Annotated in this window: 29 protein-coding genes; 2 read left to right on the top strand and 27 right to left on the bottom strand. The window is 48.4% G+C overall.

Going from position 1 to position 26,688, the window contains the following annotated elements; translation table 11 throughout:
* Positions 1–117: 117 nt before the first annotated feature.
* Both GA0116948_RS15450 and GA0116948_RS15445 read right to left on the bottom strand, forming a co-directional pair.
* The gene (locus GA0116948_RS15450; protein WP_089713851.1) at positions 118–327 is read right to left on the bottom strand and encodes a hypothetical protein; all 210 of its coding nucleotides are present in this window, start codon (positions 325–327) and stop codon (positions 118–120) included.
* 169 nt (positions 328–496) lie between these two features.
* Entirely contained in the window at positions 497–1,201 is a 705-nt protein-coding gene (locus GA0116948_RS15445; protein ID WP_089713849.1) for a LuxR C-terminal-related transcriptional regulator, read from the bottom strand.
* A gap of 349 nt (positions 1,202–1,550) precedes the next feature.
* On the opposite strand from GA0116948_RS15445, the gene GA0116948_RS15440 reads away from it, so the two are divergent.
* The gene (locus GA0116948_RS15440; RefSeq protein WP_089713847.1) at positions 1,551–2,156 is read left to right on the top strand and encodes a superoxide dismutase; all 606 of its coding nucleotides are present in this window, start codon (positions 1,551–1,553) and stop codon (positions 2,154–2,156) included.
* 83 nt (positions 2,157–2,239) lie between these two features.
* Here the strand turns inward: GA0116948_RS15440 and GA0116948_RS15435 are convergent, their stop codons facing one another.
* The 23 genes from GA0116948_RS15435 to GA0116948_RS15325 form a co-directional block, all read right to left on the bottom strand.
* Complete coding sequence (locus GA0116948_RS15435) at positions 2,240–2,992, bottom strand: 3-keto-disaccharide hydrolase (protein WP_089713845.1); 753 nt, start codon at positions 2,990–2,992, stop codon at positions 2,240–2,242.
* Between the two features lie 29 nt (positions 2,993–3,021).
* On the bottom strand, positions 3,022–4,689 hold the full coding sequence (locus GA0116948_RS15430) for a S41 family peptidase (protein ID WP_089713844.1): 1,668 nt from the start codon (positions 4,687–4,689) through the stop codon (positions 3,022–3,024).
* 41 nt (positions 4,690–4,730) lie between these two features.
* Positions 4,731–4,952, bottom strand: a complete 222-nt coding sequence (yidD, locus tag GA0116948_RS15425; protein ID WP_089713842.1) for a membrane protein insertion efficiency factor YidD — start codon at positions 4,950–4,952, stop codon at positions 4,731–4,733.
* Positions 4,953–5,047: 95 nt separating this feature from the next.
* On the bottom strand, positions 5,048–5,440 hold the full coding sequence (locus tag GA0116948_RS15420; RefSeq protein ID WP_262487167.1) for a ribonuclease P protein component: 393 nt from the start codon (positions 5,438–5,440) through the stop codon (positions 5,048–5,050).
* Between the two features lie 25 nt (positions 5,441–5,465).
* Positions 5,466–5,621 carry a 50S ribosomal protein L34 gene (gene rpmH, locus GA0116948_RS15415; protein WP_012788729.1) on the bottom strand — a complete coding sequence of 52 codons (156 nt, stop codon included), beginning with the start codon at positions 5,619–5,621 and terminating at the stop codon, positions 5,466–5,468.
* A gap of 255 nt (positions 5,622–5,876) precedes the next feature.
* Positions 5,877–6,386, bottom strand: a complete 510-nt coding sequence (locus tag GA0116948_RS15410) for an OmpH family outer membrane protein (protein WP_089713839.1) — start codon at positions 6,384–6,386, stop codon at positions 5,877–5,879.
* Between the two features lie 172 nt (positions 6,387–6,558).
* Positions 6,559–7,068, bottom strand: coding sequence for an OmpH family outer membrane protein (locus GA0116948_RS15405; RefSeq protein ID WP_165798507.1), 510 nt, complete (start codon positions 7,066–7,068; stop codon positions 6,559–6,561).
* Positions 7,069–7,099: 31 nt separating this feature from the next.
* On the bottom strand, positions 7,100–7,621 hold the full coding sequence (locus GA0116948_RS15400; protein ID WP_089713835.1) for an OmpH family outer membrane protein: 522 nt from the start codon (positions 7,619–7,621) through the stop codon (positions 7,100–7,102).
* 135 nt (positions 7,622–7,756) lie between these two features.
* The gene (locus tag GA0116948_RS15395; protein ID WP_089713833.1) at positions 7,757–10,522 is read right to left on the bottom strand and encodes a BamA/OMP85 family outer membrane protein; all 2,766 of its coding nucleotides are present in this window, start codon (positions 10,520–10,522) and stop codon (positions 7,757–7,759) included.
* Complete coding sequence (locus GA0116948_RS15390; protein ID WP_089713831.1) at positions 10,503–11,264, bottom strand: isoprenyl transferase; 762 nt, start codon at positions 11,262–11,264, stop codon at positions 10,503–10,505. Before GA0116948_RS15390 ends, GA0116948_RS15395 begins: the two co-directional genes overlap by 20 nt.
* Before the next feature lie 229 nt (positions 11,265–11,493).
* The gene (porG, locus tag GA0116948_RS15385; protein WP_089713829.1) at positions 11,494–12,363 is read right to left on the bottom strand and encodes a type IX secretion system protein PorG; all 870 of its coding nucleotides are present in this window, start codon (positions 12,361–12,363) and stop codon (positions 11,494–11,496) included.
* Between the two features lie 101 nt (positions 12,364–12,464).
* Positions 12,465–13,358, bottom strand: a complete 894-nt coding sequence (locus GA0116948_RS15380; protein WP_089713827.1) for an NAD kinase — start codon at positions 13,356–13,358, stop codon at positions 12,465–12,467.
* A gap of 65 nt (positions 13,359–13,423) precedes the next feature.
* The gene (locus GA0116948_RS15375) at positions 13,424–14,839 is read right to left on the bottom strand and encodes a POTRA domain-containing protein (protein ID WP_089713826.1); all 1,416 of its coding nucleotides are present in this window, start codon (positions 14,837–14,839) and stop codon (positions 13,424–13,426) included.
* Between the two features lie 251 nt (positions 14,840–15,090).
* A complete protein-coding gene (locus tag GA0116948_RS15370) occupies positions 15,091–15,753 on the bottom strand; it encodes a CBS domain-containing protein (protein WP_089713824.1) in 663 nt (220 codons plus the stop codon).
* 163 nt (positions 15,754–15,916) lie between these two features.
* Positions 15,917–16,678, bottom strand: coding sequence for an alpha/beta fold hydrolase (locus tag GA0116948_RS15365; protein ID WP_089713822.1), 762 nt, complete (start codon positions 16,676–16,678; stop codon positions 15,917–15,919).
* Between the two features lie 106 nt (positions 16,679–16,784).
* Positions 16,785–17,351, bottom strand: coding sequence for a CvpA family protein (locus tag GA0116948_RS15360; protein WP_089713820.1), 567 nt, complete (start codon positions 17,349–17,351; stop codon positions 16,785–16,787).
* A gap of 192 nt (positions 17,352–17,543) precedes the next feature.
* Positions 17,544–17,996 (bottom strand): GatB/YqeY domain-containing protein, encoded by a 453-nt coding sequence (locus GA0116948_RS15355; RefSeq protein ID WP_089713818.1) that lies wholly within the window; start codon positions 17,994–17,996, stop codon positions 17,544–17,546.
* Between the two features lie 43 nt (positions 17,997–18,039).
* Complete coding sequence (gene gldC, locus GA0116948_RS15350; protein WP_089713816.1) at positions 18,040–18,399, bottom strand: gliding motility protein GldC; 360 nt, start codon at positions 18,397–18,399, stop codon at positions 18,040–18,042.
* Positions 18,400–18,544: 145 nt separating this feature from the next.
* The gene (locus GA0116948_RS15345; protein ID WP_165798508.1) at positions 18,545–19,609 is read right to left on the bottom strand and encodes a glycosyltransferase; all 1,065 of its coding nucleotides are present in this window, start codon (positions 19,607–19,609) and stop codon (positions 18,545–18,547) included.
* 106 nt (positions 19,610–19,715) lie between these two features.
* The gene (locus tag GA0116948_RS15340; RefSeq protein ID WP_089713812.1) at positions 19,716–20,144 is read right to left on the bottom strand and encodes a hypothetical protein; all 429 of its coding nucleotides are present in this window, start codon (positions 20,142–20,144) and stop codon (positions 19,716–19,718) included.
* 145 nt (positions 20,145–20,289) lie between these two features.
* Positions 20,290–21,396 carry an ABC transporter permease gene (locus tag GA0116948_RS15335; RefSeq protein WP_089713811.1) on the bottom strand — a complete coding sequence of 369 codons (1,107 nt, stop codon included), beginning with the start codon at positions 21,394–21,396 and terminating at the stop codon, positions 20,290–20,292.
* 26 nt (positions 21,397–21,422) lie between these two features.
* Positions 21,423–22,568, bottom strand: coding sequence for a glycosyltransferase (locus tag GA0116948_RS15330; RefSeq protein ID WP_089713809.1), 1,146 nt, complete (start codon positions 22,566–22,568; stop codon positions 21,423–21,425).
* Positions 22,569–22,577: 9 nt separating this feature from the next.
* A complete protein-coding gene (locus GA0116948_RS15325; RefSeq protein ID WP_089713807.1) occupies positions 22,578–23,384 on the bottom strand; it encodes an alpha/beta hydrolase in 807 nt (268 codons plus the stop codon).
* A 76-nt stretch (positions 23,385–23,460) separates the two neighbouring features.
* Here GA0116948_RS15325 and GA0116948_RS15320 point away from each other — a divergent pair, with 76 nt between their 5' ends.
* A complete protein-coding gene (locus GA0116948_RS15320) occupies positions 23,461–25,254 on the top strand; it encodes an acyl-CoA dehydrogenase family protein (RefSeq protein ID WP_089713805.1) in 1,794 nt (597 codons plus the stop codon).
* Positions 25,255–25,499: 245 nt separating this feature from the next.
* On the opposite strand, the gene GA0116948_RS15315 is transcribed toward GA0116948_RS15320, so the two are convergent.
* A complete protein-coding gene (locus GA0116948_RS15315) occupies positions 25,500–25,871 on the bottom strand; it encodes an ASCH domain-containing protein (RefSeq protein WP_089713803.1) in 372 nt (123 codons plus the stop codon).
* Positions 25,868–26,542: a hypothetical protein gene (locus GA0116948_RS15310; protein ID WP_089713802.1), complete on the bottom strand. Its 675-nt coding sequence runs from the start codon at positions 26,540–26,542 to the stop codon at positions 25,868–25,870. The genes GA0116948_RS15315 and GA0116948_RS15310 overlap by 4 nt, the downstream gene beginning before the upstream one ends.
* Positions 26,543–26,688 lie beyond the last annotated feature (146 nt).

The raw sequence follows: 26,688 nt of genomic DNA, 5'->3' as shown, positions 1-26,688 counted from the left end.
GTAGAATACTACATGCATACATATCTACACTGACTAAAAATGTTTGGGGAATAAAAACTATGAATGAGGAGAATAGGGGTTTATAACAAAGAACAAAAAGGCTTTTGAGCAGGATGATTACAATTTTTGATATTTCTTTAAATATAGGTATGCGTCATCCAGTTCTATTTGTTTTAGTTGATAGGCCAATTTAGTACGGAGATCTTCTGTATCGGCCCGCACCTTCTTATAGGCTGATTTAAGTTGTTCGTATTTTTCAAGTATTTCCTCCGAAGAAGCGGTTTTATCCACTTGTAAAATTTCATAAGCGCTATCATCGGTTATCATGGTAATCGGGGGCTTTGCATGCAATTGATTTTTGATCTTTTAATCGAACACTAAATTAGTGGAGTTATAAAAGCAAGAAAATACCCAAGCTTGGGTATTTTTGGCCAAAACCTAAAATAAATTTAAAAAGGGTTAAAGGGGCAAAGGGGGTTAATATAATGATTTAATTCTATTGAAATCCAATACGTTTTGCCAGCGCTACCAGTTCTGTGCTGTTACGCACCTTCAATTTCAGGCGAATATTCTTCCGGTGTGTTTCTACGGTGTACCGGCTCAGGTTTAGTTCTGCGGCAATTTCTTTGTTGTTCTTTCCCTGTACGGCTAGGCCAAATACATCTTTCTCACGGGGGGTAAGTTTATTGAGCTGGTTTTCATTTTGACGGCGCAACACTTCCCGCATAGCCTCACTAAGCTGGATATTAGTATCCATAGCTAAGGTAAGGTCCAGGAAACAGCATATCACATCTTTTACGTTGCCATCTTCATCCCAATTAAAAGGCTTAGCCAGGCCCACCAGCCAATACCAATTGGTAGCGCCCTTGCGTCTAATGCGGGTAACGCCACCAAATACATCCTTAGCCCCAATAAAAGATTGCCGGGCCGTTTCAGCCAGGGAAAAATCTTCGGGGTGCATTATCTCACGGAAAAAATCCATGCCCATGCTTGTCATCTCCTCGAGGCTGTAACCCGTAGCTTCACTCATCGCACTGTTGCACCAGTACACGGTTTTCTTTGTATTGTTGGAAGCATAAAGTATTGCAGGTACTTCATCCACCACTCTTTCCAGCCATTGAACCCTTGCCTTTAGCGCTTCATTTTCCTGTTGCAATGCTGCAAAGGAAGAAGCCCTCTCCTTATCGGCGTCTTTCTGCATACGTACTTTTTTACACAAACAATAGATAAACTAACTGTAAAGATTATACGAAAACCTCCCTAGCGAATAAAAACGTTGTAACACTTAACGTAAATATAAAATAAAAACCAATATGAGCAAGCCTTTCGGCAAATTAAATGATTGTTCAAATCCGCTTTAGCGGCCAGATTGGAGCAATTTTTGTGCCTTTTATCCATTACCCGCAAGTTGGGCATTTTATAACTACCCATGGGGCCTCTAATTGTTAAATCTATCTTACAATTCTTTGCATCTTCTCCATAAGGCAGTAAATTTGATGCACCTCACTTAATAACGGGTAATTTTATTCATTCATAATAAAAACAGAGTTATGGCTTTTACACTTCCGAATTTACCGTATGCTACAGACGCACTGGAGCCCCATATCGATAAAACCACCATGGAAATCCATCATGGCAAACATCACCAGGCCTATGTAGACAACCTGAACAAAGCGATAGCAGGCACGGAAAACGAAAATAAATCTATCGAAGAGCTGGTGGCTAACGCCGGCAAGATCAGCCCCGCAGTACGCAACAACGGCGGCGGTCACTGGAACCACAGCTTTTTCTGGCAGATTATAGGCCCCAATGCTGGCGGCCAGCCTACCGGTGCCCTGGCAGACGCTATTACCAGCACCTTCGGCTCTTTCGACACCTTTAAAGAAAAGTTCAATGCCGCCGGCGCTACCCGCTTTGGTTCCGGCTGGGCATGGCTGATCGTAAAAGATGGCAAACTGGAAGTTACTTCTACCCCCAACCAGGATAACCCCCTGATGGATGTTGCCGAAGTAAAAGGTACACCTATATTGGGCGTAGACGTATGGGAACATGCTTACTACCTGAAATACCAGAACCGCCGCCCGGAATACCTGGCCGCTTTCTGGAATGTAGTAAACTGGGCAGCAGTAACCAAACGCTTCGAAGCCGCTAAATAAGCTAAGGCATTATACAAAGAGGAAAGGGCAAACCGGTGGTTTGCCCTTTCCTCTTTGTATATCGATACAAGTACACATGATAACTACCCTAATTTTTTGAGCTTCACATTCTTAAACCAGGCTTCATCCCCATGGTTTTGAAAATCCAGGTGGCCACTGTGAATAGCGCCATAGCTGGGTGTATCTTTCCATTTGCCGGTGGCCTTGTGCTGTTCCCAAGTGGATGTCCATAGTTCATATTGGGCAACCAGCTTACCATTCAGCCAGTGTTCCACTTTACCATGCTGTACAGAAATGCTGGTATGGTTCCACTGGCCGGCGGGGTGGGCAGCCAGGGTAAGCGGTGGGTCCATGGCATAGTTAGCGCCAGTTTGCTGCCAGGCTTCCAGCTTCTCCGGGTAGCCGGCATCGTCTATGAGCTGGTATTCCGGGCCGGTTTGGTAAGGCTCGGCCTGGGTTTCATTTACCAGGTATAAAATCCCGCTGTTGGCCCGGGGCGCTATTTTCCAGTCTAATTCCAATACAAAATTTTCGTAAACACTATCACTCAGCAGGTCCACACGGTGATGCCCGTTATGGGTTCCCAGGCAATGGATGCTGCCCTTGTCTGAGATCCAGGCATCGCCCGGTTGATGCTGATAGGGCCGCCAACCTTGCAAGTCATGGCCATTGTAAAGTAACTGCCACCCTTGGGCCTTTTCGCCGCTGGTAAGACGGTTGTCTGCCGCTTGTTCCCTTGCCGGTGTTGGACGTGTCCCACCAGGCTCTCTAAACATGGCAAAAACGGTTACGGTTAGTACAGCCAGGGCTGTAAAGTAAAAGATTCTATGCCTCATAGTGGAGCTATTTACAGAAAGGATATTTATTACTTGCCTTTCAGCAGCGCGGTGTACTGTGCTGGATTGTGCAGCACTGCCACGGCCTCCTTTACATCGTTATCCCAGGCCAGGCCTTTTTCTATACGGCCGCGTTGCAGGTAGTAGCGGCTCACGATTTCCTCTTCGAGCAGGTGCCTGATCTCTGTTTTATTTTTCAGTAAGTCTTGTTTTTTGTCATGTTTCATTTTTTGCTGTAAAGACTGGTATTCTGCGCTTACGGCATCAAAATATTTTTCTTTGCGGGCCGTGCTGGCAAAGGTTTCCAGGGCCTCTTCGCTACGGGTTTTATAACTGTAGTCCTTGCCGTCCAGGAATTGAACAAAATTATCAAATTCAGCGTCTGTGAGTGAGAAAGTGGCGGGCTGCGGCTGCTGGGGGTGCGCGTAGTAGTAGATCGTAGCATAGTCGAAAATATACTGACGGCGCAGCAAGGTTACGGCCACCTGGCTTAAGAATATGGGTTCTACTTTATCATCCGGCTCTATGCCGCCACCATCACGCACGGCGCGGCCACGCTGGGTGGTAAAGTTTTTGCGCAGCGAGTCGGGTACATAATCGGCCTCTCCATCTTCATTGCGGTGAGAGTAGTCGATGGCCTGTATACAGCGGCCACTGGGTGTATAATATTTTGCGGTCGTAACTTTCAATTTGGTGTTGTAAGGCAATGTCCGCGTGGTTTGTACCAGGCCCTTTCCAAAAGAGCGCTGCCCGATGATCACGCCCCTATCCAGATCCTGGATAGCGCCGGCCACGATTTCGGAAGCGGAGGCGGAAGAATGATTGGTTAGTACCACCAGCGGCAAGGTAAGGTCTATGGCCTGGCGCTCGGTTTTATAATCGTGGTCCCAATTCTTGATCCGTCCTTTGGTACGCACGATCAAGCGGTTTTTATCAATGAAGATATTGGATACTGCCACGGCTTCTTCCAGCAAACCGCCGGGGTTGCCCCTTAAATCTAAGATAAGGCCTTTCATACCAGGGTGGGCAGCCTTAAGTTTTTCAAAAGCGTCCTGCACCTGGTTGCCGCCGTTTTCGGTGAACTGGCTCATTTTTATATACCCCACATCTTCCCGGGTCATGCCGGCAAAAGCCACGGGCTTAACGTTGATCTCTTCGCGCACAATTTTTCTGTCGTGCTCCTCCCCGCTAATGGGGTTTTTGGTGCGCATGGCCAGGGTAGTGCCCGAAGCGCCTTTCAATAGTTTACTTACATCATCCTGTTTTAAGCCCAGCGTGTTATGCCCGTCCAGGGAGAGGATAATATCGCCTGGTTTTACACCGGCTTTGTACATGGGGCTACCTTCGTACACGTCGCTGATGACAGTTTTATTGCTATCGGTATTGATAGAAGCGCCTACACCGCCGTATTTGCCGGTGGCCATGAATTTCAATTCATCCAGGTTTTCCTCTGGAATGAAGTCGGTGTAGGGATCTGTTTCATCCAGCATGGCGTTTATACCTTTGTACATGAGCTGCTGGGCGGAGAGATCATCTACATAATACGTATTCAGCTCCCGGTAAAAGGCGGAGAAAATATCGAGGTTCTTAGAAATCTCGAAGTATTTATCTTCCCGTCTGAACGATACTGCCAGGGTGAACACCAGGAGTGCCGCCGTGAAAAACAGAAGTTGAGAGCGTTGCAGAAACCTGCGCATAGGACTAAATTAAAGGTGAGTGGTGAAATAGATGGCCCGGCTTACGGCACCGGATCATAGCCATGACCGCCCCAGGGGTGGCACGACAATATGCGTTTAATGGTCAGGTAACCGCCTTTAAAAATGCCGTACTTTTTAATAGCAGTGATCCCATAGGCAGAGCAGGTGGGCGTATAGCGGCACTTGCTGCCCAGGAGGGGAGAAATGCCCCACTGGTAAATTTTGATGAGAAAAATAAAAGGATATCCTAACCAGCGGCCCATTTACTTGTAGGGTAGATGATGAGTAGTAAAGTTAATGGATAGCGGGGAATGATGTATGTCTGGAAGGGTGATTTTAACATTTTACTGTGGGCTGCTTACGCTTCCAGCAGCACTTTGTCCAGGCGTGCTATAGCCTGTCCCATTTTTTTGTAGAGGGTTTCGTAATCAGTGATTTGCTTATCGGTGTAGAGGAAGAAAACGGACACCTGCAATTGGCGTTCGCGGAGATGGGCGTATAGCGGGGCTTTTTGCAGGCGCCAGCACTCCCGGCCCAGGCGTTTTATCCGGTTGCGGTCCACGGCATGGGGGAAATGCCTGGAGGGTGCCGTGAAACCCACTTGCACCGGAAAGGCTGGGGTGGGTAGCCCCCCCACCAGATAAATGACGCGGTAGGGAAAAACAGAAAACGCTTTTCCTTCTCGAAAAAGCGTTTCAATGAGTTTTTTGCTCTTTAACCTTTCTTCCCTGGTAAAAGAATAAGTTTTAATGGCAAATAGATTTATCCGCTAACTCTTATTTGAGTTTACGTTCGTCAGAAACAGTCAATTTTTTACGGCCTTTGGCTCTACGGGAAGCTAATACTTTACGGCCGTTAGCAGTTTCCATTCTCTTTCTGAAGCCATGAACGCTCTTTCTGCGTCTGTTATGCGGTTGAAAAGTACGTTTCATTTTGTTTTTTAGTTTTTACCTGTACTGTACTAGATGAAAAAGCCCCGTGGGACAAATCGCCCGTTTTAAAACGGAAGGCAAAGGTAGGGAGAAAAAATTAAAATGTAAAGGATGGCCGGATAAAATTTTTGAAGGCCCCGCCCCTGCCTGCTTTCCGGGCAGCCACGCCGGCAAAGCCGCACGGGACCAGCATGTCCGGAAAATGGGAAAGCGCCCCGCTACGCAGCAGGGCGCTTGTTATCCCAAAAAAGTTTATTATTTAATGCCCAGCTTAACCTTTACAGCAGGCATCAGGTCATCGCCCGGAGGAGATACCAGCAGGATGCCTGAAGAACCATCTATCACGTAGGTGTAGCCTTTTTCTTTGGAAGCATCTTCGATGGCTTTGCGAGCCTTGTCGTAGATGGGTTTCAACAGTTCGCTACGGCGCTGATCTATCTTCTGCTCAGCACTCTGGCGATAGTCTTCTATACGTTTCTGAATATCCTGTATCTCGCGGGCTTTCAGGTCTTTCATGTTATCAGTCATGGAAGCCGCTTTGTCGTTAAAGTCTTTGGTTTTGGCAGTATACTCATCCACCAGGGATTTGCCGTCTTTTTCCAGGCTTTCCTGGTACAATTGCAGCGAATCGGTTGCTTTTTTTGCTTCCGGCATTGCTTCTATCACTGCCTGCGCATTGATGTAACCTACTTTTGATTGTGCTTTTACAGCGGTGCTGGTCAGACCAGCAACAGCTACAACAGCAATCATTGCATACTTCTTCATGATGTTTTCAGTGTTTAAAAAAGTCTTTGATTGTGTTAGTATTTAAGGGAATTGCTTGAAATGTAGATACAGTTCTTTTTACAGGCAAAAGGTATTCAGGCAAGGGATCTGCGAAAACGACATGACGATAAAAACGTCCTGCCGGTTATAGCAGGACGCCTGGTATCAAAAGCTATTTAATTCCTAATTTCGTTTTCACCGCTGCCATCAGGTCGTCGCCGGGAGGCATAGAGAGCAGGATACCGGAAGAACTGTCAATTACATAACCATAACCTTTTTCCTTGGCCACGTCTTCGATGGCCTTGCGGGCCTTGTCGTAGATGGGTTTCAGTACTTCAGATTTCTTGGCATCGATCTTCTGTTCTGCGCTCTGGCGGTAATCTTCAATACGCTTCTGGATTTGCTGTACCTGTTCTGCCTTGGCTTGCTGCATATTAGCGCTCCATTTGGCGGAAGAGTCTTGAAAAGCCTTGGCCTGAGACTGGTATTCATCTACCAACGATTTGCCACCTTTATCCAGGTCTTCAGCATAGGACTGCAGAGAAGCCTGGGCTGTTTTGGTGTCTGGCATAGCTTCCACTACCGCCTGGGCATTGATGTAGCCGATTTTGCTTTGTGCCATGGCAGTTGCACTGAACAAGCCAGACAAAGCTACAACGGCAACACTTACGTACTTCTTCATAATCATATTTATGTGATAAAAACTTTATGGTTTACTGTCCTGCTTTTACCCCAAGTGTAGTCAGGATATCCTGGCTTTTGTCCAACTTAGGATCGGAGAAGATCACGGTTACGCCACCAGATTTGTCCAGCACAAAATCGTACAGGTGGCTGGCAGCCATTTTCTGCACGGCATTGTAAATCTTATCTTGTATGGGCTTTACCAACTCCTCTCGTTTTTTAAATAAATCTCCCTGGTAGCCAAAACGCTTTTGCTGTAAGGCTTTAGCTTCTTTTTCATGGGCTACGATGTCGTCCTGCCGTTTTTGTTTTAATTCCTCGGTCAGCATTACCTGCTCCGCCTGGTACGACTTATACATTTTATCTACTTCGGCAAACTTGGCGTCGATTTCTTTTTGCCATTGGTCTGCCACAGCGTCCAATTGTTTTTGGGCAGCTTTATAATCCGGGATATTCTCCAGGATGTATTTAGTATCTATAACGCAGTAACGCTGGGCGTTTGCCGCCAGGGCGGATACAACCACCAGGGCTGCGGTGAATAATAATTTTTTCATGCTACGATCAGGTTTAACAGGTTTGCCATGTTCCAATTCCGGCCACCACCAATTGTGTTGTTTGTCAGCACGGCAATGGATAGCCCCCGAAATTGGATTTGCAATATATTAATTTTATTGTCGAATCCAATGTCATTATTCCGGTTCGAAGCCCAGCATGAAGGTAAACTTGGCCGCATCCTTCAGGCCGGAACCTGGTTGCAGGCGGTCGAAACCAATACCATAATCGAACCCGAGCAATCCAAACATCGGCAGGTAGAAACGCATACCCAGCCCCGCAGAACGACGCAGGCGGAAGGGGTTGTAATCCTCTACGGTACGGTAACCATTAGCCGCTTCCAGGAAGGCCAGCCCAAAGATGGTGGAACTGGGGTTAAGGCTTATTGGATAGCGTAACTCCATGATGTATTTGTTGAAAACCGTGAAGCCTTCATAACCGGTAGGCTGCCCGTTTTCCGGATTCACTTTAGGATCGCTTGTGTAGTATACCGGGTAACCACGCTGGGAAATAATGTCGCGGTCGTAGATAGCAAAGTTGCTCAACCCATCTCCACCCAGTTCAAAACGGCCAAACGGAGATAATGTTGTCCGGTTATTATAACGGCTAATGATACCGTATTTAGCGGCCAGGCGCAGTACCAGGGTCTTGTTGTCTGAACGGGGTTTACTCAACGGCACATACCAGTCGAAGTTAAAACGGTATTTCTGGTATTCGATGAAACTAAACTGGTCTTTCAGCGATTCCTGCCGGTAGTCCTTAGTCGGGTTAAATATGGAGTAAGGTGGTGTAAGCTGCGCCGTAAGGTTAAAGCTGGAACCGGAAGTTGGGAAAATTGGCTGGCTTACGGAACTGCGGGCCAGGGTAAGCTTGATGCTAAAGTTATTGGCCGTACCGTTATCGAAACCAGGGATGTTAAAGTAATTATAGTTCTTCAACTTATACTGCTGGTAGTTCAGTGCATAAATAAAGGTAAAGTAGTCATCCGGCCATTTTAAAGACTTACCCATAGAAACGGAAGCACCCAATACCTTGAAATAAGCATTGTTGGAAATAGCCTTACCATAGATCGCCGCAGAATACGCGTTCGGGTTCTGGTAACTGCTATAGAAGTTCACGGAGAACTGGTTGCGGTGTTTGCCACCCAGCCAGGGTTCGGTGAAGGAGAAGTTGTAAGAGCGATACGCTTTACCATTGGAAGATACGCGCACAGACAGTTTCTGGCCATCGCCGCTCGGCAAGGGGTCCCAAGTATCTTTATTGAAGATATTACGCAGGGAGAAGTTATTGAAAGTAACCCCCAGCGTACCGGTAAGACCTATATAACCACCCCAACCAGCAGACAGTTCTAACTGGTCATTGGCTTTTTCTTCTACTTTATAATCGATATCCACGGTACCATCTTCCAGGTGGGGGATCGGGTTCATTTCTACGTGTTCGGGGTTGAAGAAGCCCAGGGCGGAAATTTCACGCTGTGAACGCATCAGATCTGCACGGCTAAATTTTTCACCGGGAATGGTGCGTAGCTCACGGCGGATTACGTGTTCGTTGGTCTTATCGTTCCCCGCTATGCGTACTTCTTTAATGGTGGCCTGCGGTCCTTCCACCATTCTCAGTTCAAAGTCGATGGTGTCTTTACGGATGGCTGTTTCCACAGGATCAATATGGAAGAAGAGGTAACCCTTGTCCATGTACAGGGAACTGATATCGGCGCCGCCTTCCGGCGACAATTGTTTACCAATTCTTTTTTCTAACAGCTCCATGTTGTATACGTCGCCTTTCTTGATGCCCAGGATTACGTTCAGCAGGGAATCGGGATAGCGGGTATTGCCTTTCCAGGCTATGTTACCGAAGTAATATTTCTTGCCTTCTTCGAAGCGGATGTCCACGTTCATATTACCGTTGCGGGTAAAGTAGGTAGTATCATCCACAATGGCGGCATCGCGGTAGCCTTTACTGTTGTAGAGGGCCAGCATCTTGTCTTTGTCTTCAGCATACTTACTGTCGTTAAACTTGGAAGAGCTGAAGAATTTAAAACGGAACCAAGGATCCAGCTCTTCGAAAGTGCGGGAGGGTACCAGGAAGCCAAAGTCTTGCCAGTAAGTATCTTTCAGGTCGGAAGAGTCTACATACACATGTTCCACATCGGGGTGCAAGGTAAAGTGGGTTTGCTCTTTGGTGCCTTTCATCTTCTTTCTGAGAGAAGCGTCGCTCAGCACCTCATTTCCCACGATATTGATGTTCTGGATATGTACCTTCTCTCCTTTCGAGATCGTGATAATGAGTTTTACACTGTTGGTCTGGCGGGGATCTGCCTGTTCTTCGAAAGACACGCCGATATTGCGGTAGCCTTTTTCTGCGTAGTATTTGCGTACTACGCCTACTGTATTTTGTTTCAGGCTTTCCGTTACCACACTGCCTTTACGAAGGGAAGCCTTAGTGGTGATCTCGTCCGATTCTGTTTTTTTCACGCCGTGAAAAACAAATTCAGACAGGCGGGGACGCTCCGTGAGGGCTATTTCCAGCCAGATCTTATTGCCTTCGATCTTAGTAATGTTAATGGCCACGTTGGCAAACAGGCGCTGACTCCACAGCGACTGGATGGTTTTTGCAAAGTGATCGCCGGGCAGTACTACTTTGTCGCCGGGGGAAATGCCTGCGATAGAGATGAGCAGTGATTTATCCAGGTATTGTGTACCGGACACGCTGATGTCTGCGATCTCATATTCTTGTGGACTGGCGTAGGTAAAGGGAGCTTCAGCAGGTAAGTTGTTGGCAGCAGGAACGGTGTCGGTACGCGGCTGTGTGGTCGCGGTATCTTTCTGCTGTGCAGACACACCTATGCTTACGCTGCAACATAAAGCTGTAGCCAAAAGGTGGCTGCTACGAAATAATTTCTTCATTCTGCTGTATTTGTTCACTGGTTTTGCCAAAGCGCCTTTCTCTTGTTTGATAATCCAGAATGGCCTGATAAAGATGTTCTTTGCGGAAGTCGGGCCAACGGGTGTTTGTGAAATAAAGTTCCGCGTAGGCCAATTGATATAAGAGGAAATTACTGATCCGGCATTCCCCGCTGGTGCGGATCATAAGTTCCGGATCGGGAAAATCCCGGGTGCTGAGGTATTGTTGCCATATAGCTGGCGTTACGGTAGCGGGGTCTAGTTTGCCGGATTTTGCATCCTCGGCCATACGTTTGGCAGCATTTACGATTTCCCAGCGCGCACTGTAGCTCAAGGCCATGATCAAGGTAAGTCCAGTGTTCTGAGCAGTGAGGCTTATGGCCTCGTTCAGTTCCGTAATGCAGCGCTGGGGCAACATTTCCAAGTCGCCGATCACTTGCAGCCGGATATTATTTTTGGTGAGGGTACTCACTTCCTTGCGGATGGTACTCACCAGCAGTTCCATAATACCATTTACTTCATATACAGGGCGGTCCCAGTTTTCGGTAGAAAAAGCGTACAGGGTCAGGTAACCCAACCCCAGTTCTGCACAGCCCTCTACGATGGTGCGCACACTTTCCACCCCCTCGTGGTGGCCGTAAAGCCTATCTTGCCCACGCTCCTTTGCCCAACGGCCATTTCCGTCCATAATAATGGCTATATGACGGGGTAACCGTTGCAAATCCAATTGTTCCTTCAAACTCATGAGTGTGTATAAAGCGTATTATACAAGATTTTACTAAAAGTGTGCAAAGATACAAAAATACCTGAATGCCTTTTTTAGCCAACCCCCGCCCCCTGTTTTAACGTACTTTTAACGGAAAATGCCCGCTGATAACGGGTTTCATGATAGCGCAGCTTTCACGGACGGGCAATTAGAATCGGCGGACCGGGAAAATACCCCGATCAACCGCGGACAAATAACGACCAGGTTTTCAGAACCTGCAATGGTAGGAAGTAAATAAAATACTGATGGTAAATTCCAGCGTAAGGTATTGATCCTTATCCCGGCTATTGCCCCGCTGGCGGCCAGGGTAACTAATGGCGTTGCCCAGGGCGGACGAACGATCCTGCAGGCGGTAGGCCACCGAGGGCGACCCGTCTTTATTGGGAGGGAACACCGAAGTGGCGGCATACGTGGTGCTTACATCGTCGAGATAATCCGTCTGGGCAAAGCGGTATAGGCATTCCATCCCTACATTCACTTTTTTAGATACATTGTACTTAAAACCGCCTCCAATCAGGAAAGCAGCCGATATCAGCCCGTAAGGCTTACGATCGGGGTATAGGGCAGAACCCTGGCCTTCCGTATGCAGCGGTTGTAAATAATATTTACGCCCATCGAGATAGGCGTAGGGATCGAAATGAAAAAGCGCCAATCCGCCGGTAAGGTACGGAGAAAAGCGGTAGGCCAGGCTGCCCGGCTCAAAACGGAAGAAGTTAAAATCACCCTGGAGCGAAAATTCTTCGATGTTGGTATTAAAACTCAGGTTACGCCGGTAATCGTATTCATTTTGTTTGTTGTTCACATCGGAATATCCTAGCTGCATAAAGCGCAGTTGGGCCCTCACCCCAATATAATCATTCATATAACGGCGGTAATAGATGCCCACGGAGGGTTTGGGCGCATTCAGGTGGAAATCGGGATTCAGGTCGCCAAAGTAATGGGCCGCCCCGATAGAGAATCCCAGTTCTCCTGTATACGACAGCTCTTGCTGTGCATGAACAGGCCTTCCCCACAGCACAGTGGCAGACAGTAGCACAGATATCAGGAACCGCCGGGGAGTATTATTGGATCTACGCATATTTGATTTACTAAAACGCGGGGAATGCAGATTTGGTATTAGGGTATAAATAAATGCATATGTGTGAAACAATCATTTGTGGGCCACTACCTGCCTGGTTACTACCGGTTACCAATAGCATTCCGAGCATCAATACCCCACAGCAATTTGTTGCGCAGGGTATGCAGGAAATTGCTATCCTCTAGCCTTAGCAGGCTAAGGGTAAATTCTTCCCGCCTCACAGCCAGTTGCACCGCACTGTCTATGATCTCCATGCGGCTGTCCAGGGTACAAATAAACTGGTCGCTACGGCCTTCCACCTCAAAGGAAATGATATTATTGTCCGGTACTACCAATGGACGCACATTTAAGTTATGCGGCGCCACGGGCGTGATCACAAAACTACCCGCTTCGGGAAATACCACCGGCCCCCCACAGCTCAGGGAATAACCAGTGCTGCCGGTGGGCGTACTCACAATCAGTCCATCGGCCCAGTAAGTATTGAGAAATTCGCCATTAAGATAGGTATGAATCTTCACCATGGCCGAAGTATCTTTTTTATGGATGGTAAATTCGTTCAGTGCATAGGGCACATCCCCAAACAGGGGAATGTTGGCATCCAGGTGCAGCAAACTCCGTTTATCCACTTCGTAGGTACGGTTCAGTAAAGCCTGTACCATGGCGGGTATTTCATCCTTGCCTATGCTGGCCAGGAATCCCAACCGGCCAAAGTTTATCCCCAGGATGGGAATATTGGTATCCCGCACATAGGAAAGGGTATCCAACAGGGTACCATCGCCGCCCAGGCTTATGAGGAACTCAATCTTGCCTTCCAGGTCGCTGGCACAGCTAAAGGTATCCAGCTCCTTTTCAAAGGGCAGGTGGGACTTTAACGTCTGGTAAAACGGTTCAAACACGATGGGTGTAATGCCATGGCTTTCCAGCTCCGCCAGCAGCAGTAATACATTGTCTACTTCTTCAGTAATAAATCCACGGCTGTACAGGGCAATTTGCATGAGGAACTTCTTTTAGCAGGAGCATCCGGCTACGGTAAATACCGCCAGCGGCGCGCCCCCGCTGATTACATATCAATCTTGGTGTGTAAAAATAGCCCTTTTTGACCTAACTGGTTGATGCTGTATTCCAACCGTAAACAAGTATCGTAAAAAGATACAATGTCCAATCCTACGCCGGCGGTATATAACATCTTGTTGTTCAGCATCCCATTGCCCGGTAGCTTGTTGTACACATAGCCCATATCGCCGTAGGCTTTGAGGAACAGGCGAAAGGGTATGCGGTTAAACTTGCCCGGCACCACCGGCAGGTGCAGGTTAAAATTCCAGGCCTCGTAGCGGAACGTACTTTGTGCCATGAAAAAGCTGGTGCCATCTATCACAAAATATTCCAATCCCCGCAGGAAGTCGTCGTTATACCCCAGGGCTTTCTGGTTAATGTAGGGCTGGTTTTCCGGCAGCATGGCCTGTCCCCGCGCACCCAGGGCGCCAAAGGTTTTGGCACCCAGTTGCCAGTACCTTGCGGCTCTGGCCCTCACTTGCCAGTCTTTTATATCGTCTATGGGCGGTATGCCACGGCGGCTAATGCTGGCCTGGTACTGTACGCCGCGCAACGGGTATTTCCAGCTATCAGCATTGATATAGGTAAGCAGGTACATGAGCTCCAGGTATTGCACCCTGCTACGTCCCCCACCCAGGTAGTTGGGGCGTAGCAGGGCTACGGAGTCTGCCAGGTCTTCATAATAATAATTCAGGAATACCTGGTGACGGGTATTGATCGCCTTGCGATAGCTGTATACCAGGCCCGCCGTATACTGGTGCTGAATGAAATCTCGGCTTTTGTAAAAAAGCTGTTTATTAAAGCTGGTGCTATCATTGATCTCGCGGTTACGGCTCAACGAAAAGTTAATGCCCAACCCATTATGATAATGTTTGTCGATGTAAGGCAGGGTGTAAGCCACAGTAAGTTTTTGCGTATAGCCCATTTGCGCCCCCACCACCAGGCGATCCATGCGACCGGTAAGGTTGCTATGGGTTACGCGCAGGCCCAGGTTCACCCGGTTCAGGCTATGGCCTTCGGCCACCCACCACTGGTTAAAATTGCGGTCGGCCAGTTTAAAGATGGGAAAAGGAATGATATACCAGCGCTCCCATACCTCAAACACCAGGTCTGCTTCCTTGCCCTTCCAGTTCTTGATATTGGCAGTCACGTTTAGAAAAAGGGAGGTATTGAGCAGTTGCTTGCGCCGGTCTTCCAGCGTTTGAGACAGGTCTTTGAGGTAAATGGTATCGCCTGGCACGGTACTTAGTTCCCGCAGCAGGATGGAGGTGCGGGTTTTCTTATTACCCTGTACCAGGATGTTGCGCACAATGAGGTACCCGGTATCTTTTACCGGCGCGGGGGAAACGCCCGCAGTCTGCGCGTGGGCTATGAAACCCGCCAGCAGCCCAAATATGAAAAGGCAACGTCGTAAATAAAACATGCATGAAACAGTGTAAGCAGGCGCTCAAATATAGACAAATATTGAGGCTAAGACTACCCTGCCGGCAAATTCACATTTATTTAGCCAGCAGGAATGCACCGTATCGCCAAAAGAAAAATAAAGTGGAACGCATGACTGCACCCAGCCTGAGGGAGGCTTCGTCCAGGTAAAGCCTACCTATACCGCGGTGAAGGCGTATAAATAACTAAATGAAAATGGAGTGAATGGGTAATAACACGTGTAAGATGCACCTACATGCTCATATAATTCATGAGCAGGTCGTAATTTTTCTTAAGCAGGTCTTCCTCCTGTTCTTCAGTGAAGATATAGCGAATGGTATAGTTAAACCGCTCGAAGGTAGCCACCAGCGCAGAAAGTTCCTGGCGGTTGGTCTTCAGCATCACCTCCATGCGACCATTAGAGGGAATGGTAAGGGTGTTCACACTGAGGATCGTTACATCGTTAGACTCGGCAATGCGGGCTATTTCAGTAAGGCTGTAATCGCGGGGGTCTACTTCCAGGCCAATGATACCGCCATGTTCCTTTACCGCATTATAAGCGGCCAGGGGCATCAGCAGGCTATCGCGGGTAATGACGCCCATATAATCGCCTTCTTTAGACAATACGGGCAAAGAAGTGAGTTTAAAATCTGCGAAAAGTTTAAGGGCCTCAAAAATGTGGGCCGTTTCACTTACGGCAGGTTTAAAATTGTTGTCTTCGATGGTTTCCAGCAGCAGGTCCGGGTCTTCCCAATCCATCACGTCTTCTTCCTCGATCAGTTGCTGGTATTTATTATCCACCACCAGGGGCAATTGCGTCAGATGAAATTCATTCATCAATCGCATGGCCCTAGCGCCTGTATCCTTTGGATGCAGCACCGGTACTACTGTTGATATAAGGTCCCTGGTCAGCATATCTAATATAATAACAAGTGATATTCCAAATACGGGGCCACGTTATGTACCCCAGTCCCTCTTCCTAAAATTAACGAACATTCCTGCAATATAGATGTACCGTTTGTGTAATAAACGGATAGTTGCTGCACCATTCCAAGGTACGGGTCTGTATAAAAGAAAGCTATTTAAGCCGGTGTAAAAAATCTTCGAGTACCTTATTAAACTCTCCAGGTACTTCCATCATAGGAGCATGGCCACATTTATCAATGAAGTGCAATTCTGAATTAGGGAGCAGGCGATGAAATTCTTCCCCCACCATAGGCGGTGTAATGGTATCGTTCTGGCCCCAGATCAGGCATACGGGCAGGGTAAGGGTACTAAGCTCTTCGCCGAGATTATGCCGGATGGCCGACTTGGCCAGGGCAATTACCTTGATAACTTTAAGCCGGTTACCCACTATCTCAAACACCTCGTCTACCAGTTCTTTGGTGGCCATGGCCGGGTCGTAGAAAGTAAGCTCGGTTTTTTTACGGATGTATTCGTAATCGCCCCGTTTGGGATAAGTTTCGCCCATGCCATTCTCAAATAAACCGGAACTACCCGTGAGGGTAAGTGACTTAATGGAGGTTTCCGGATGTTTCAGCAGGTATACCAAGGCTACGTGACCACCCAGAGAATTACCCAACAGGTGTGCGTTGGTATAACCTTGCATCTCGATAAATTTATGAACGAATTTCGACAACCCGCCTACGGTGGTATCAAGGATATTCAGATCAAATAACGGCAACAAAGGCACCACCACTTTATAGGATACCCGGAAATGTTCTATCAGATCCTTGAAATTGCTTAACGCTCCGAACAATCCATGCAGCAATATCAGCGGTTCTCCCTCCCCTTCTTCTATGAAATTAAACTTGCCTTTTGTTTTGATTTCGTAATCCATTGCCAAATCTTGAAGTCAATTTAATGCTAAAATAATTCTTTTTATTAATTCAAATGGTCTTTGAATTGAATACGATGTCTAAAATTACCGGGTGTTGCACTCCTGCTTATCCATTTTCGCCAGTGCTCAATTGCTGTTCCTGCAGGTGATGAGCGGCCTGTTCAAAAAAATGTTCCAGTTGGGCAAAAGCGTCTTTAAACAAGGGCATCAGCTTTCCCAGGGTATCTATGATCCAGGGGCCCCAGCCGGCTATCCATGGGTATACCACGGATTGCATTTTCATGGCAGGACTCAGCAGATTTAACTGATTAGCGATCCACAGCAATACACTATAACTGATCGTGTAAAGCAATACATATAAGACGATGCCCCCCAGCCGGTCTGCCCAGCCCAGCATGGCCAGTTTTACTAGCTTTTGCAAGGCGGTGGCGCCTAGCCTTACCAGTAATACTACCCCGATAAACAGGCCGATATAACAGGCCACCGGCACCCAACGGGCCTGCATGCTCCAATGTTGCTGTACATACAAAGCCGCTACGGCAGATAGTTTTAAAGCCACGGCAATACCTAGTAGCACGGCAACAAAAGAAAACACCGCTACAATAAGCCCTCTTGAAAAGCCTTTGTAAACGGCAATTACCAAAATGATCGCAAAAATAATATCAATGGTCATAAGGATACGTGCCGGTAATGAGTAGTACCTTCTATTGCCCGCTGCGGTAGGCTGGTTTTGTGTATGAGTGAGCAACAAGATCAACAGCCATGGAACATGGCCTGGTGGTAGGGCCGTTCCTGTTACATAGTTTCAGTCAGGTTATAGGCAAAGGCAGTGTCTCCGCCGATGTAAATCGTGCGACAAGTTATATTATTTGGCTAACAATTCCTTTACTATTCCGGAAACGATTTTACCATCTGCTTTTCCAGCCAGTTGTTTGGTGGCCACGCCCATCACCTTGCCCATATCTGCTGGCGAGCTGGCACCGGTTTCGGCGATGATGGCGGCAACGGCGGTGCGTATTTCGCTTTCGTCCAGTTGTTTGGGCAGGTAGCGATCTATTACAAGCAGTTCCTCTTCTTCTTTTTTAGCCAGGTCTTCTCGGTTTTGGGTGCGGAAAATTTCCAGGGAGTCTTTGCGCTGCTTAGCCAGTTTCTGGAGCAGCTTCAATTCGTCGGCAGCGGTTAGCTCGGCGCTGGCACCTTCGGCGGTTTTGGCCAGCAGTATGGCGGCCTTGATAGCGCGCAGGGCGCGGAGTTCGGCCTCTTGTCTGGCCAGCATGGCGGTTTTTATGGCACCGTTGATATCAAGTTCTAATGACATGTCGTTATATATTTTGTAGCCTTTCTAAATTAAGGGATGGCAGTTATTTCTTTTCCTGGGCCTGTTCCGCTTTTTGCTTTTCGTTGAATTTTTCGAAAAAGTCGCGGGCAAAGGTGCGCAGGTCTTCGGCCTGGTCGTGATAGGGCGTGGCACGTTTGTAGGTATCTGCCATAGTCATCATGGTCTGAAAAAAGAAGTCGGCCATTTCATCTACCATCATGTCTTTGGTCCAGAGGTCTATGCGCAGGGCTGTTTTTTCCTTGGCATCCCAGAAAGCGATCATCATGGCTTTGGCCTTGTTCTTATTTGCCTGGGCGCTGTCCGAGGCGCTCCATTCAATTTTCTCCGGCACACGCTGTTCGTCGAGCGCCACATTAATCTGAATTGTAGAAGATTTTGCCATGTGCGTTTAAAATTAAGGTCGTAAAGGTAGGGCTTATTGGGCATAAACGCATGCCGGCATTTGCCAGGCGGCCTGTGGGCATGGGCCATCTTGGCGGTGAGGGGGAAACACCTCTTCCTGCACTTTTAATTATAGTCGCTACGGCTTACAACCCCAGCATTGCTCCCACTTCCAATACAGTGCTATCCCAAGGCGGCAAATGAACGGTATCCGGCACCACGGCCAGGTGGCGGGCGCGCAGGTTTTCATCTTTGTAGAGCAGGATCAGTTTTTCTGCCAGGTCGTCTGACTGGGCAGGGTCTGCGTAGATCACGGCAGGGCCGCCAGCTTCGCGGGCTGCCGGGCTTTCGTAAGCGATCACTGGCACATTGCAGTGCAGGGCGTTATAGACTGGCAGGGCCAGGCCGTCGAAACGGTTGGTGAATAGCAGGCCGTAAGCGCCGGCTGTTAAAGTAGCCAGGGTGGCGGCATCGGGCTGCGGCAGCCATATCACGTCCTGGCGAAAACGGAAGGAAGTCAGGGAATCAATAATTTCCTGGCCAGCGGCGCTCACTTCGCCGGCCAGGATGAGCTTCACATTGCTGCGCAGCCGTTTTTTAAGGATGGAGTATGCTTTGAGTAAGGGCAAGGAATTGTTGCGCGGGTCTATGGTGCCCGTGGCCAGGAAGTATTCAGTGCCGCCGGCGTGTTCCTGCTTCACGGCCTGGCGGTCGTCCCATTCCAGGGGCCGGTACAGGGCGTTCTGGCCGGGGCGCACCAGGCGTACCTGCGCCGCAGCGGCGGGGGCCAGGGCCAACAGGGCATTACGCAGGGTTTCAGACAGAACGAGGATATGCCGGACCCTGGGCAATAGCTCGGCAGCTTTGGCCGCATCGGCATCCAATAACCAGCGGGCATGGGTGACTAACAGGGTCACCGGAACTTTCAGCTTGGCGGGCGGCAGCTCATTTACCACCAGCAATTGCTCCACCTTTTCTTTTTTCAATGCCCTGGGCAATTGCCACTCTTCCCAATAATAATGGTTCAGTACCGGCGAAATCACCAGCGGCTGGGCATTGACCGGCAGGCCGGCAGGGTTGAACGATTTTTTACTGATGAACAAAAAATTGTGAGATGGGTACTGCTGACATAGCCCGAACAAAATTTCCCGGACGGCATTGCCGGTATCTGTAGGACGGTCTGTCCACTGTCCTGCCGCTAAAACTGCCATTCGCATAGATCCAGATTCAATGGATGCAAACCTAAGTCACAATTTTCAAAACAGTATATAAAAAAGCAACCTGCTGGGTTGCTTTGCAAGGCGGCGTATCCGATCACTAGGCTTTATTGGTGATTTGAAATGTCTTGGTAACGGTATTTTCCGGGTTAGAAACGGAGGTGATGGTAATGGTAACGTTGCAGGTTTTGAGGTCTGGCAGGTTTACCAAAGTAATGCTAATGGGGGCAGTAGTTTGGGCTGGCATGGGAGGTTGTGGTATGTCGGTACCGCTCACGGTGGTAACTACTACTGTTACCGTTACGCCTGCTGCGGGCAGGGTAGAGGTAACGCCTACAGAGAAGGGGTAGGTTTCGCCAGGGGCAGCAGTAGGAGTAGATTCCGATACGCCATCCAGCTTCAGCACCAGGCCCTGTTCCTGCGGTTTTACATCACCATTGCCTTTATGCTTTTTGCTGCAAGCCATCAGGCCTGCCACCAGGAGAAAGAAACAAACGAAACGCGCTGCGCGTAGTGATGAAAAGGACATGGAGACAAATATTATATACTGGTAGATATGGTTTTTCGATAGGTTGCTTACTAATAAAATTAGATATTTTATTAATACAAACAAAGCATTCAGCGCTTTATTTACCAGAAGGAAATGCAGGTAGGTAAGTGTAGGCTGCGCCGCACTATTTCACATCCAGGGCATCGCGCAGTCCATTGCCCAGGAAATTAAAGGCCAGCACCAGCATCATAATGGCAAAACCCGGTGCCAGGGCCAGCATGGGGTTGTGGGTAATGATAAAATTATAATTTTCTTTGATCATCAGTCCCCAGGAAGGTTGTGGGGGCTGTACGCCTACGCCCAGGAAACTCAAACCCGCCTCTACCACGATAGCGGTAGCAAAATTGCCAGCGGCTACCACCATGACAGGGCCGGCTATATTGGGCAGTATGTGTACCCCAATAGTACGTGCATGCCCAAAACCCAGCGCCCGCGTGGCTTCTATGAAGGGCAGCTCCCGCAGCACTAATACCTGCCCACGGATGAGGCGGGCCACGCTCACCCACAGGGTAAGCCCCACGGCAATAAATACCTGCCAGAAACCTTTACCCAGCGCCAGGGTGATGGCAAACACCAACAGCAACGTAGGTATGGCCCAGATCACGTTCATGCCCCACATCACCACTTCATCTACCTTGCCACGGAAGTACCCCGCCAGGGCGCCCAGCAACACGCCTATGGTGAGGGATATCAGCACGGCTATGCAGCCTACGCTCAGACTTACCCGCGTACCCACGATCAGGCGGCTCAGGATGTCGCGCCCAAAACGGTCGGTGCCTAGCCAGTATGTACGCCGTATGATGAGCGGCCCCTTCCCGGCATTGGCTACCGGGCGGCTACCAGGGGTAAGGCTGGCCAGGGCATAGGCATCGCGGGCCGTGGTGGTCTCGTCTACATAACGCTCCACCAGCAGGCTATCGCTGGTGTACTGGTATTGTTTAATAGGAACCCAGGTGTAGGGATCCTCCGTACCATTCAGCAGCCGCTTCCATAAGCCGGTTGGGGGCGGGGCGGGTACCTTTGGAATGGCCAGCATGGTCACCGTAAAACCAGGATGGGCGCCATTGATCTCCAGCGTCATCCGGTTGGCATTGGGGGTATGATCGGGGGCCAGGAAGTAGGCGAAGATGCTCAGCAACGCTGCCAGCACAATCACGCACAGGCCCGCCGCCGCACCTTTATTGCGCAGCAGCCGTTGCAAAGCAGGTGAGCGGGCAGCCGTGGAGATCATGATTTTAAGATAAGGGTTTTCACCGTTTATTTCACCCGCCGTCCTTTCCACTCGTAAGTACCAAACTTACCCAGCCAGCCAGCCATGATCACGTACAGGATGTGCAGGGGCTGTCCGGGCAATAATATTTTGAGCAGGAAGCGGCGTTTAAAAAACTTTGTTACCGGCCAGAGAAAGTATAATTCCAGGAGTATTTTATAAGCACACAGGCCCGCCCACCACCACCACAGCGCCGTCATAAAGAGGGCGCACAGGGGCAGCACCACCAGGCAAACGTTCCAAAAATAAAAAATGACCAGTACGCGGATCAGGCTTTTGTCGTCGTACTTATCCGCCTTAGACGACCAGCGGATACGCTGGTTCATAAAGCCTTTCCAATTGTCGATGGGCAGGGTGTATACAATGGCTTCTTCCCGTGGAATGTATTCAATGCTGTTGGGATACACTTTAAATATCTTATACATGAGCAGCATGTCGTCGCCGGAGGCAATATTATCTATCCCATGAAATCCGTCTACCTCGTAAAATACGGCCTTTTCATACGCCAGGTTAGCCCCGTTGCACATACTGCCAGAATGCAGGGCGGAGGCGGCCCCGGTGATGCCCTGCATGGTAATAAAATCCAGCGACTGCCATTGCTTGAAAAAAGTATCCTCCCGGTGAAAGGCCACTGGAGCGGCAATGAACTTAGGCCTATTAAATTCATAACACTGCACAATAGAAGCGATCCATTCAGGCCCCATTACACAATCGGCATCAGTGGTTATAATGAGGTCGCCGGTGGAGATACCAATGGCTATTTCAATGGCTTTCTTTTTATACGCATTCAGCCGCTGGTCTATGCTGAAATGCTCCGACATCTGCAACAAGCGCACATAAGGTGCTGCACAGGCTTTTACCAGGGCAGCCGTATCGTCTGTAGAAAAATCGTCGATGATGATGATTTCCAGCAGGTGGGGAGGATATTGCTGGGCGGTAAGGGCCTGCAACAGTGGGGGAATATTTTCCGCTTCGTTGCGGGCAGGAATAATGACGGACACCCTGGTATGAAAGGCGGCTGCCGGCGGCGGGCAGGGCCGGCTCACCAGTCGCATCCAGCCATAGCGGTAGCGCAGCAGCAGGAAACCATACATCAGGCCCAGGGCCAGCATTAAACTTAGTAATATGTACATGCGTAGCGTCTACAAGTTATTATCGATCGTATAACCGAGCGATCCGTTAATTAATTGATGCCCCTTTTCCAGCACCATCGTTTTTACCGGGAAGGATGCGTGCTGGAACCGGCGGGCAAAAGCTGGCGGAATAATGCGGTCGTATTTGCCAAACACTTGCAGCAGCTTTACCTGGTATTGTTGCATACGAACTTCCACGTGCGGCAGGTTGGGCATCATGCGGCGCAAAGTAGTCCATACCCGGTACACCTGCAAGCGTTTATCCTCCGTATCCATCCGATGATAGGCAAATTTGTAAATGCTTTCGTTAATCCACCCAAGCCGCCGGGCCAGCAGCAGCAGTTTAAAAAAGAAGGCCGGATGATAACTCTGGTAGCGGAATATCCGGTTGCCCAGCCAGGTCTGCGTTACAAATACATGCCAGCGGTTTTTATATAGTCCATCCCCCGCCAGCAGCACCAGACCGTCTAATATGCCGGCCATCTCCTCCACAGCACATAGGGCCAGCCGCCCACCCATACTATACCCCAGCAACGTACACCGCTGATGGCCTTCCTGCTGTAGTAGCAGTGTCAGGATATGGTGCAGATCTTCCTTGGTCATAGGAGCCGGCCCTTCCCACCGGGTGCGCCCATGCAGGGGCATATCCAGGGCCACGAGCGTAAAGCGATGGGCCAGGCCTTCGGCCAATGGTAAGAAGTGTTCCGCACTTTCCCCAAAACCGTGCAGGCATACCAGCAACGCAGGCCCTTGGCCCACGCGGATGCCATGAAACGTATGGACCCCGTAGATAAGCTGAAAGTGCTGGTGCTGCATAAGCCCGCAATTTTAAACAACTTTTGCCAATTGCACCAAACTAAGTAAATTAGGAGTACACTAAAATTTCCACGCTATGGACGCAACCGTTGATAAACAGTCCCACCTGAAAGGCGCTGAATTTCTTGTAAAACCCACTACTCCCGCCGATACATTCATCCCCGAAGAATTTTCTGAAGAGCAGCGGATGATCAAGGAAATGGCCGAACAATTCATTAACGTAGAAGTAACGCCACTGCTGGAACGCATCGATAAACTGGAGGAAGGACTGATGCCCTCCCTGCTGGAAAAAGCCGGCGCACAAGGCTTGCTGGGTGCCGCCTTCCCGGAAGCTTACAATGGCTTAGGTAAAGATTTCGTGACCGCCACGCTGATCAATGAAGCACTGGGGGCTGGACATTCCTTTTCCGTAGCCATGGCCGCCCACACCGGCATTGGCTCCCTGCCCATCCTCTACTTTGGCACCGAAGCTCAGAAACAAAAATATATTCCCAAACTGGCCACCGGCGAAATGAAAGGCGCGTATGCCCTCACCGAACCCGGTTCCGGCTCGGATGCGCTGAGTGCCAAAACCACCGCCAAACTAAGCGACGACGGAAAATATTACATTCTGAACGGACAAAAAGCCTGGATTACCAATTCCGGATTTGCCGATGTATTTACCGTGTTCGCCAAGATAGACGGCGATAAGTTTACCGCCTTCATCCTTGAAAAAGGTACCCCCGGATTTACCCTGGGCGAAGAAGAACATAAAATGGGCATCAAAGGCTCGAGTACCCGCCAGATCTATTTCCAGGACGTAAAAGTGCCCGTGGAAAACTTACTGGGTGACATTGGAAAAGGCCACCTCATTGCCTTTAATATCCTGAACATAGGCCGCCTGAAACTTTGCGCTGCCGCCCTGGGCGGGTCCCGTAAAACGGCGGACATTACGGTGCAATATGCCGTTACCCGCGAACAGTTTAAACAACCCATTGCCAACTTCGGCGCCATTAAGCACAAACTAGCTGAAATGGTAATCCGCATCTGGACCAGCGAGGCTGCCCTGTACCGCACCGCCCACCTCATCGATTGGAAGGAAAAAGAACTGATGGCAGAAGGCAAATCCTTTGCCGAGGCCCTGCTGGGCGCCGCCGAGGAATATGCCGTAGAATGCGCCATCCTGAAGGTAAATGGCTCCGAAGTGCTGGACTACGTGGTGGATGAAGGTGTACAGATACACGGAGGAAATGGTTTCAGCGATGAATACGTGGTATCCAAGGCCTACCGCGATTCCCGCATCAACCGCATCTTTGAAGGCACCAATGAAATAAACCGCTTGCTCACGCTGGACATGACCCTGAAACGCGCCATGAAAGGGAAAATAGATCTCATGGGCCCTGCCTTTGCCGTGCAGAAGGAACTGGTGAGCATCCCAGATTTTGGCAGTGAAGACGATACCCCGTTTGCCAAAGAAACCAAACTGATTGTCAATTTTAAAAAGGCCATCCTGCTGGTAGCCGGTGCCGCCGCCCAGCAACTCATGCAAAAATTGCAGGACGAGCAGGAAATCCTGATGAACATAGCCGACATGGCCATTGAAACCTATGTAGCCGAAAGTGCGCTGCTGCGCCTGCAAAAATTACAGGATCTCCAGGGCGAAGCGGCCACCGCCCTGCAAGCCGATGTAGTACGCACTTACCTGTATGATGCTGCTGATAAAATTAATAAGGCCGGTAAAGATGCCATCAACGCCTTTGCCGAAGGCGATACACAACGTATGATGCTACTGGGCCTGAAACGCTTTACCAAAGCCGATGCATTTAATACCAAAGCCGCCCGCCGCCGTATTGCAGACGAGATGATTGCCCAGGGTAAATATTTTTTATAAAGCACTTGCATGCCATACAATATTTTGTGTATATAAGACCTTAAAACAATTTATTTTTCACTGAGTTATGAATTTTCAGGAAATCAAAATTTGCCACTTTAAAATACTTTTGCTCACTTTGGGAGGGTACTGGGAGGGCACTAGGTAAATTATACAAACATTAAATATAACACCAATACCATTGGTAATTTAGCCTATCCGCCCTAAAAACGGGCCTATAGTCGACAATCATTTTTGTATATGCACTAAATGTACATGTAAGATTGCGGAGGGGCGGCATTATTAAAGCTGTCTTTTAATAATAGAGGGGTCCTATATTTCCGGGTTTTTTTAATCTTTATAGCATACCCAACCTTCCTTTCGGCAAAATACGCAAAGAAAAATTCTTCAGAAATGCCGGAGAATTCCTTAGTTTTCTCCCATAATTTTCTAGGTTCAAGACTGAAAATATCATCAATTTCAAATTCACCTATAACTCTTTGAACGGGCGACGACGCATATACAACAACCGTTTTTATATTTGCTTTCTTGAAAATGGCTTTTCTAAATTCAAATTTTTTCTCACCGTCAAATATTTTGAAAGCATATTCTGGCTTAATCGATAATAGAACCTTCATTTTCCGTACGCATATTTTGTAATGTTATAAAAATCTTCCCTGCTTATTTTCCTAAAACCTCTAGGCATATCCAAAATCGAAGGTATTACACCATTTTCGTTTAACCACTTTAAATTTGGCCTTCTAGGAAAAGATGCCACATAAAGAAAGTTAACGATAAATGGCCTACTCTTCGGCTTATAGTTCCAGTGCTCTTTAAGAGAACCATCAGAGAATACACTTCTTTTGCGACATAAAGCAACAAAATGTTCTTCATCGGTTATATCTGTATTTATTGATTCTACAACACCAATTGTTGTAACTACACCGGAATATATTTTGGGGTAAGTGTCACCAGTTCGATAGAATACAATTATATCGCCGCTTTTTAAGTTTCTTTCTGATGAACGAGAGATATATACTTTACTTAATGCGTTACGATGAGGTTCATTTTCAATATATTCCTTGGGTGATTCAGTATTTAAAATTGAATCTGGAAATAACTCAGTGTGATAGCTGGGATAAATCGGCACAATGTAAATATCGCTTTCCTTAGAAAGGTAGGGGTATGTTATTTTAGGATGGTCTAAACTTATTGTCGCGTTTCGGTCAAATTCTCTGGTAAATACCTTTTCGTCTCCTGTTGGAGTTTTCTTGATACCATGATATTGAAAGCCCCATTCCTCAAGCAAAGCAATCAGCCTTTCGTGTTCCGTTGTTTTATCAAATATTGTTACATAGATGTGTCCCTCCGGGAAGTTAAAAACTGAATTTAGGTAAGATTATTATTTTAGCTTCTTACCAAAAATCAAAGCGATGGAACAGCAACAAGCTAATA

This window comes from Chitinophaga costaii (genome assembly GCF_900094705.1).
GTDB classification, from domain to species: Bacteria; Bacteroidota; Bacteroidia; order Chitinophagales; family Chitinophagaceae; genus Chitinophaga; species Chitinophaga costaii.
This window is presented reverse-complemented; position numbering and strand designations above follow the sequence as displayed.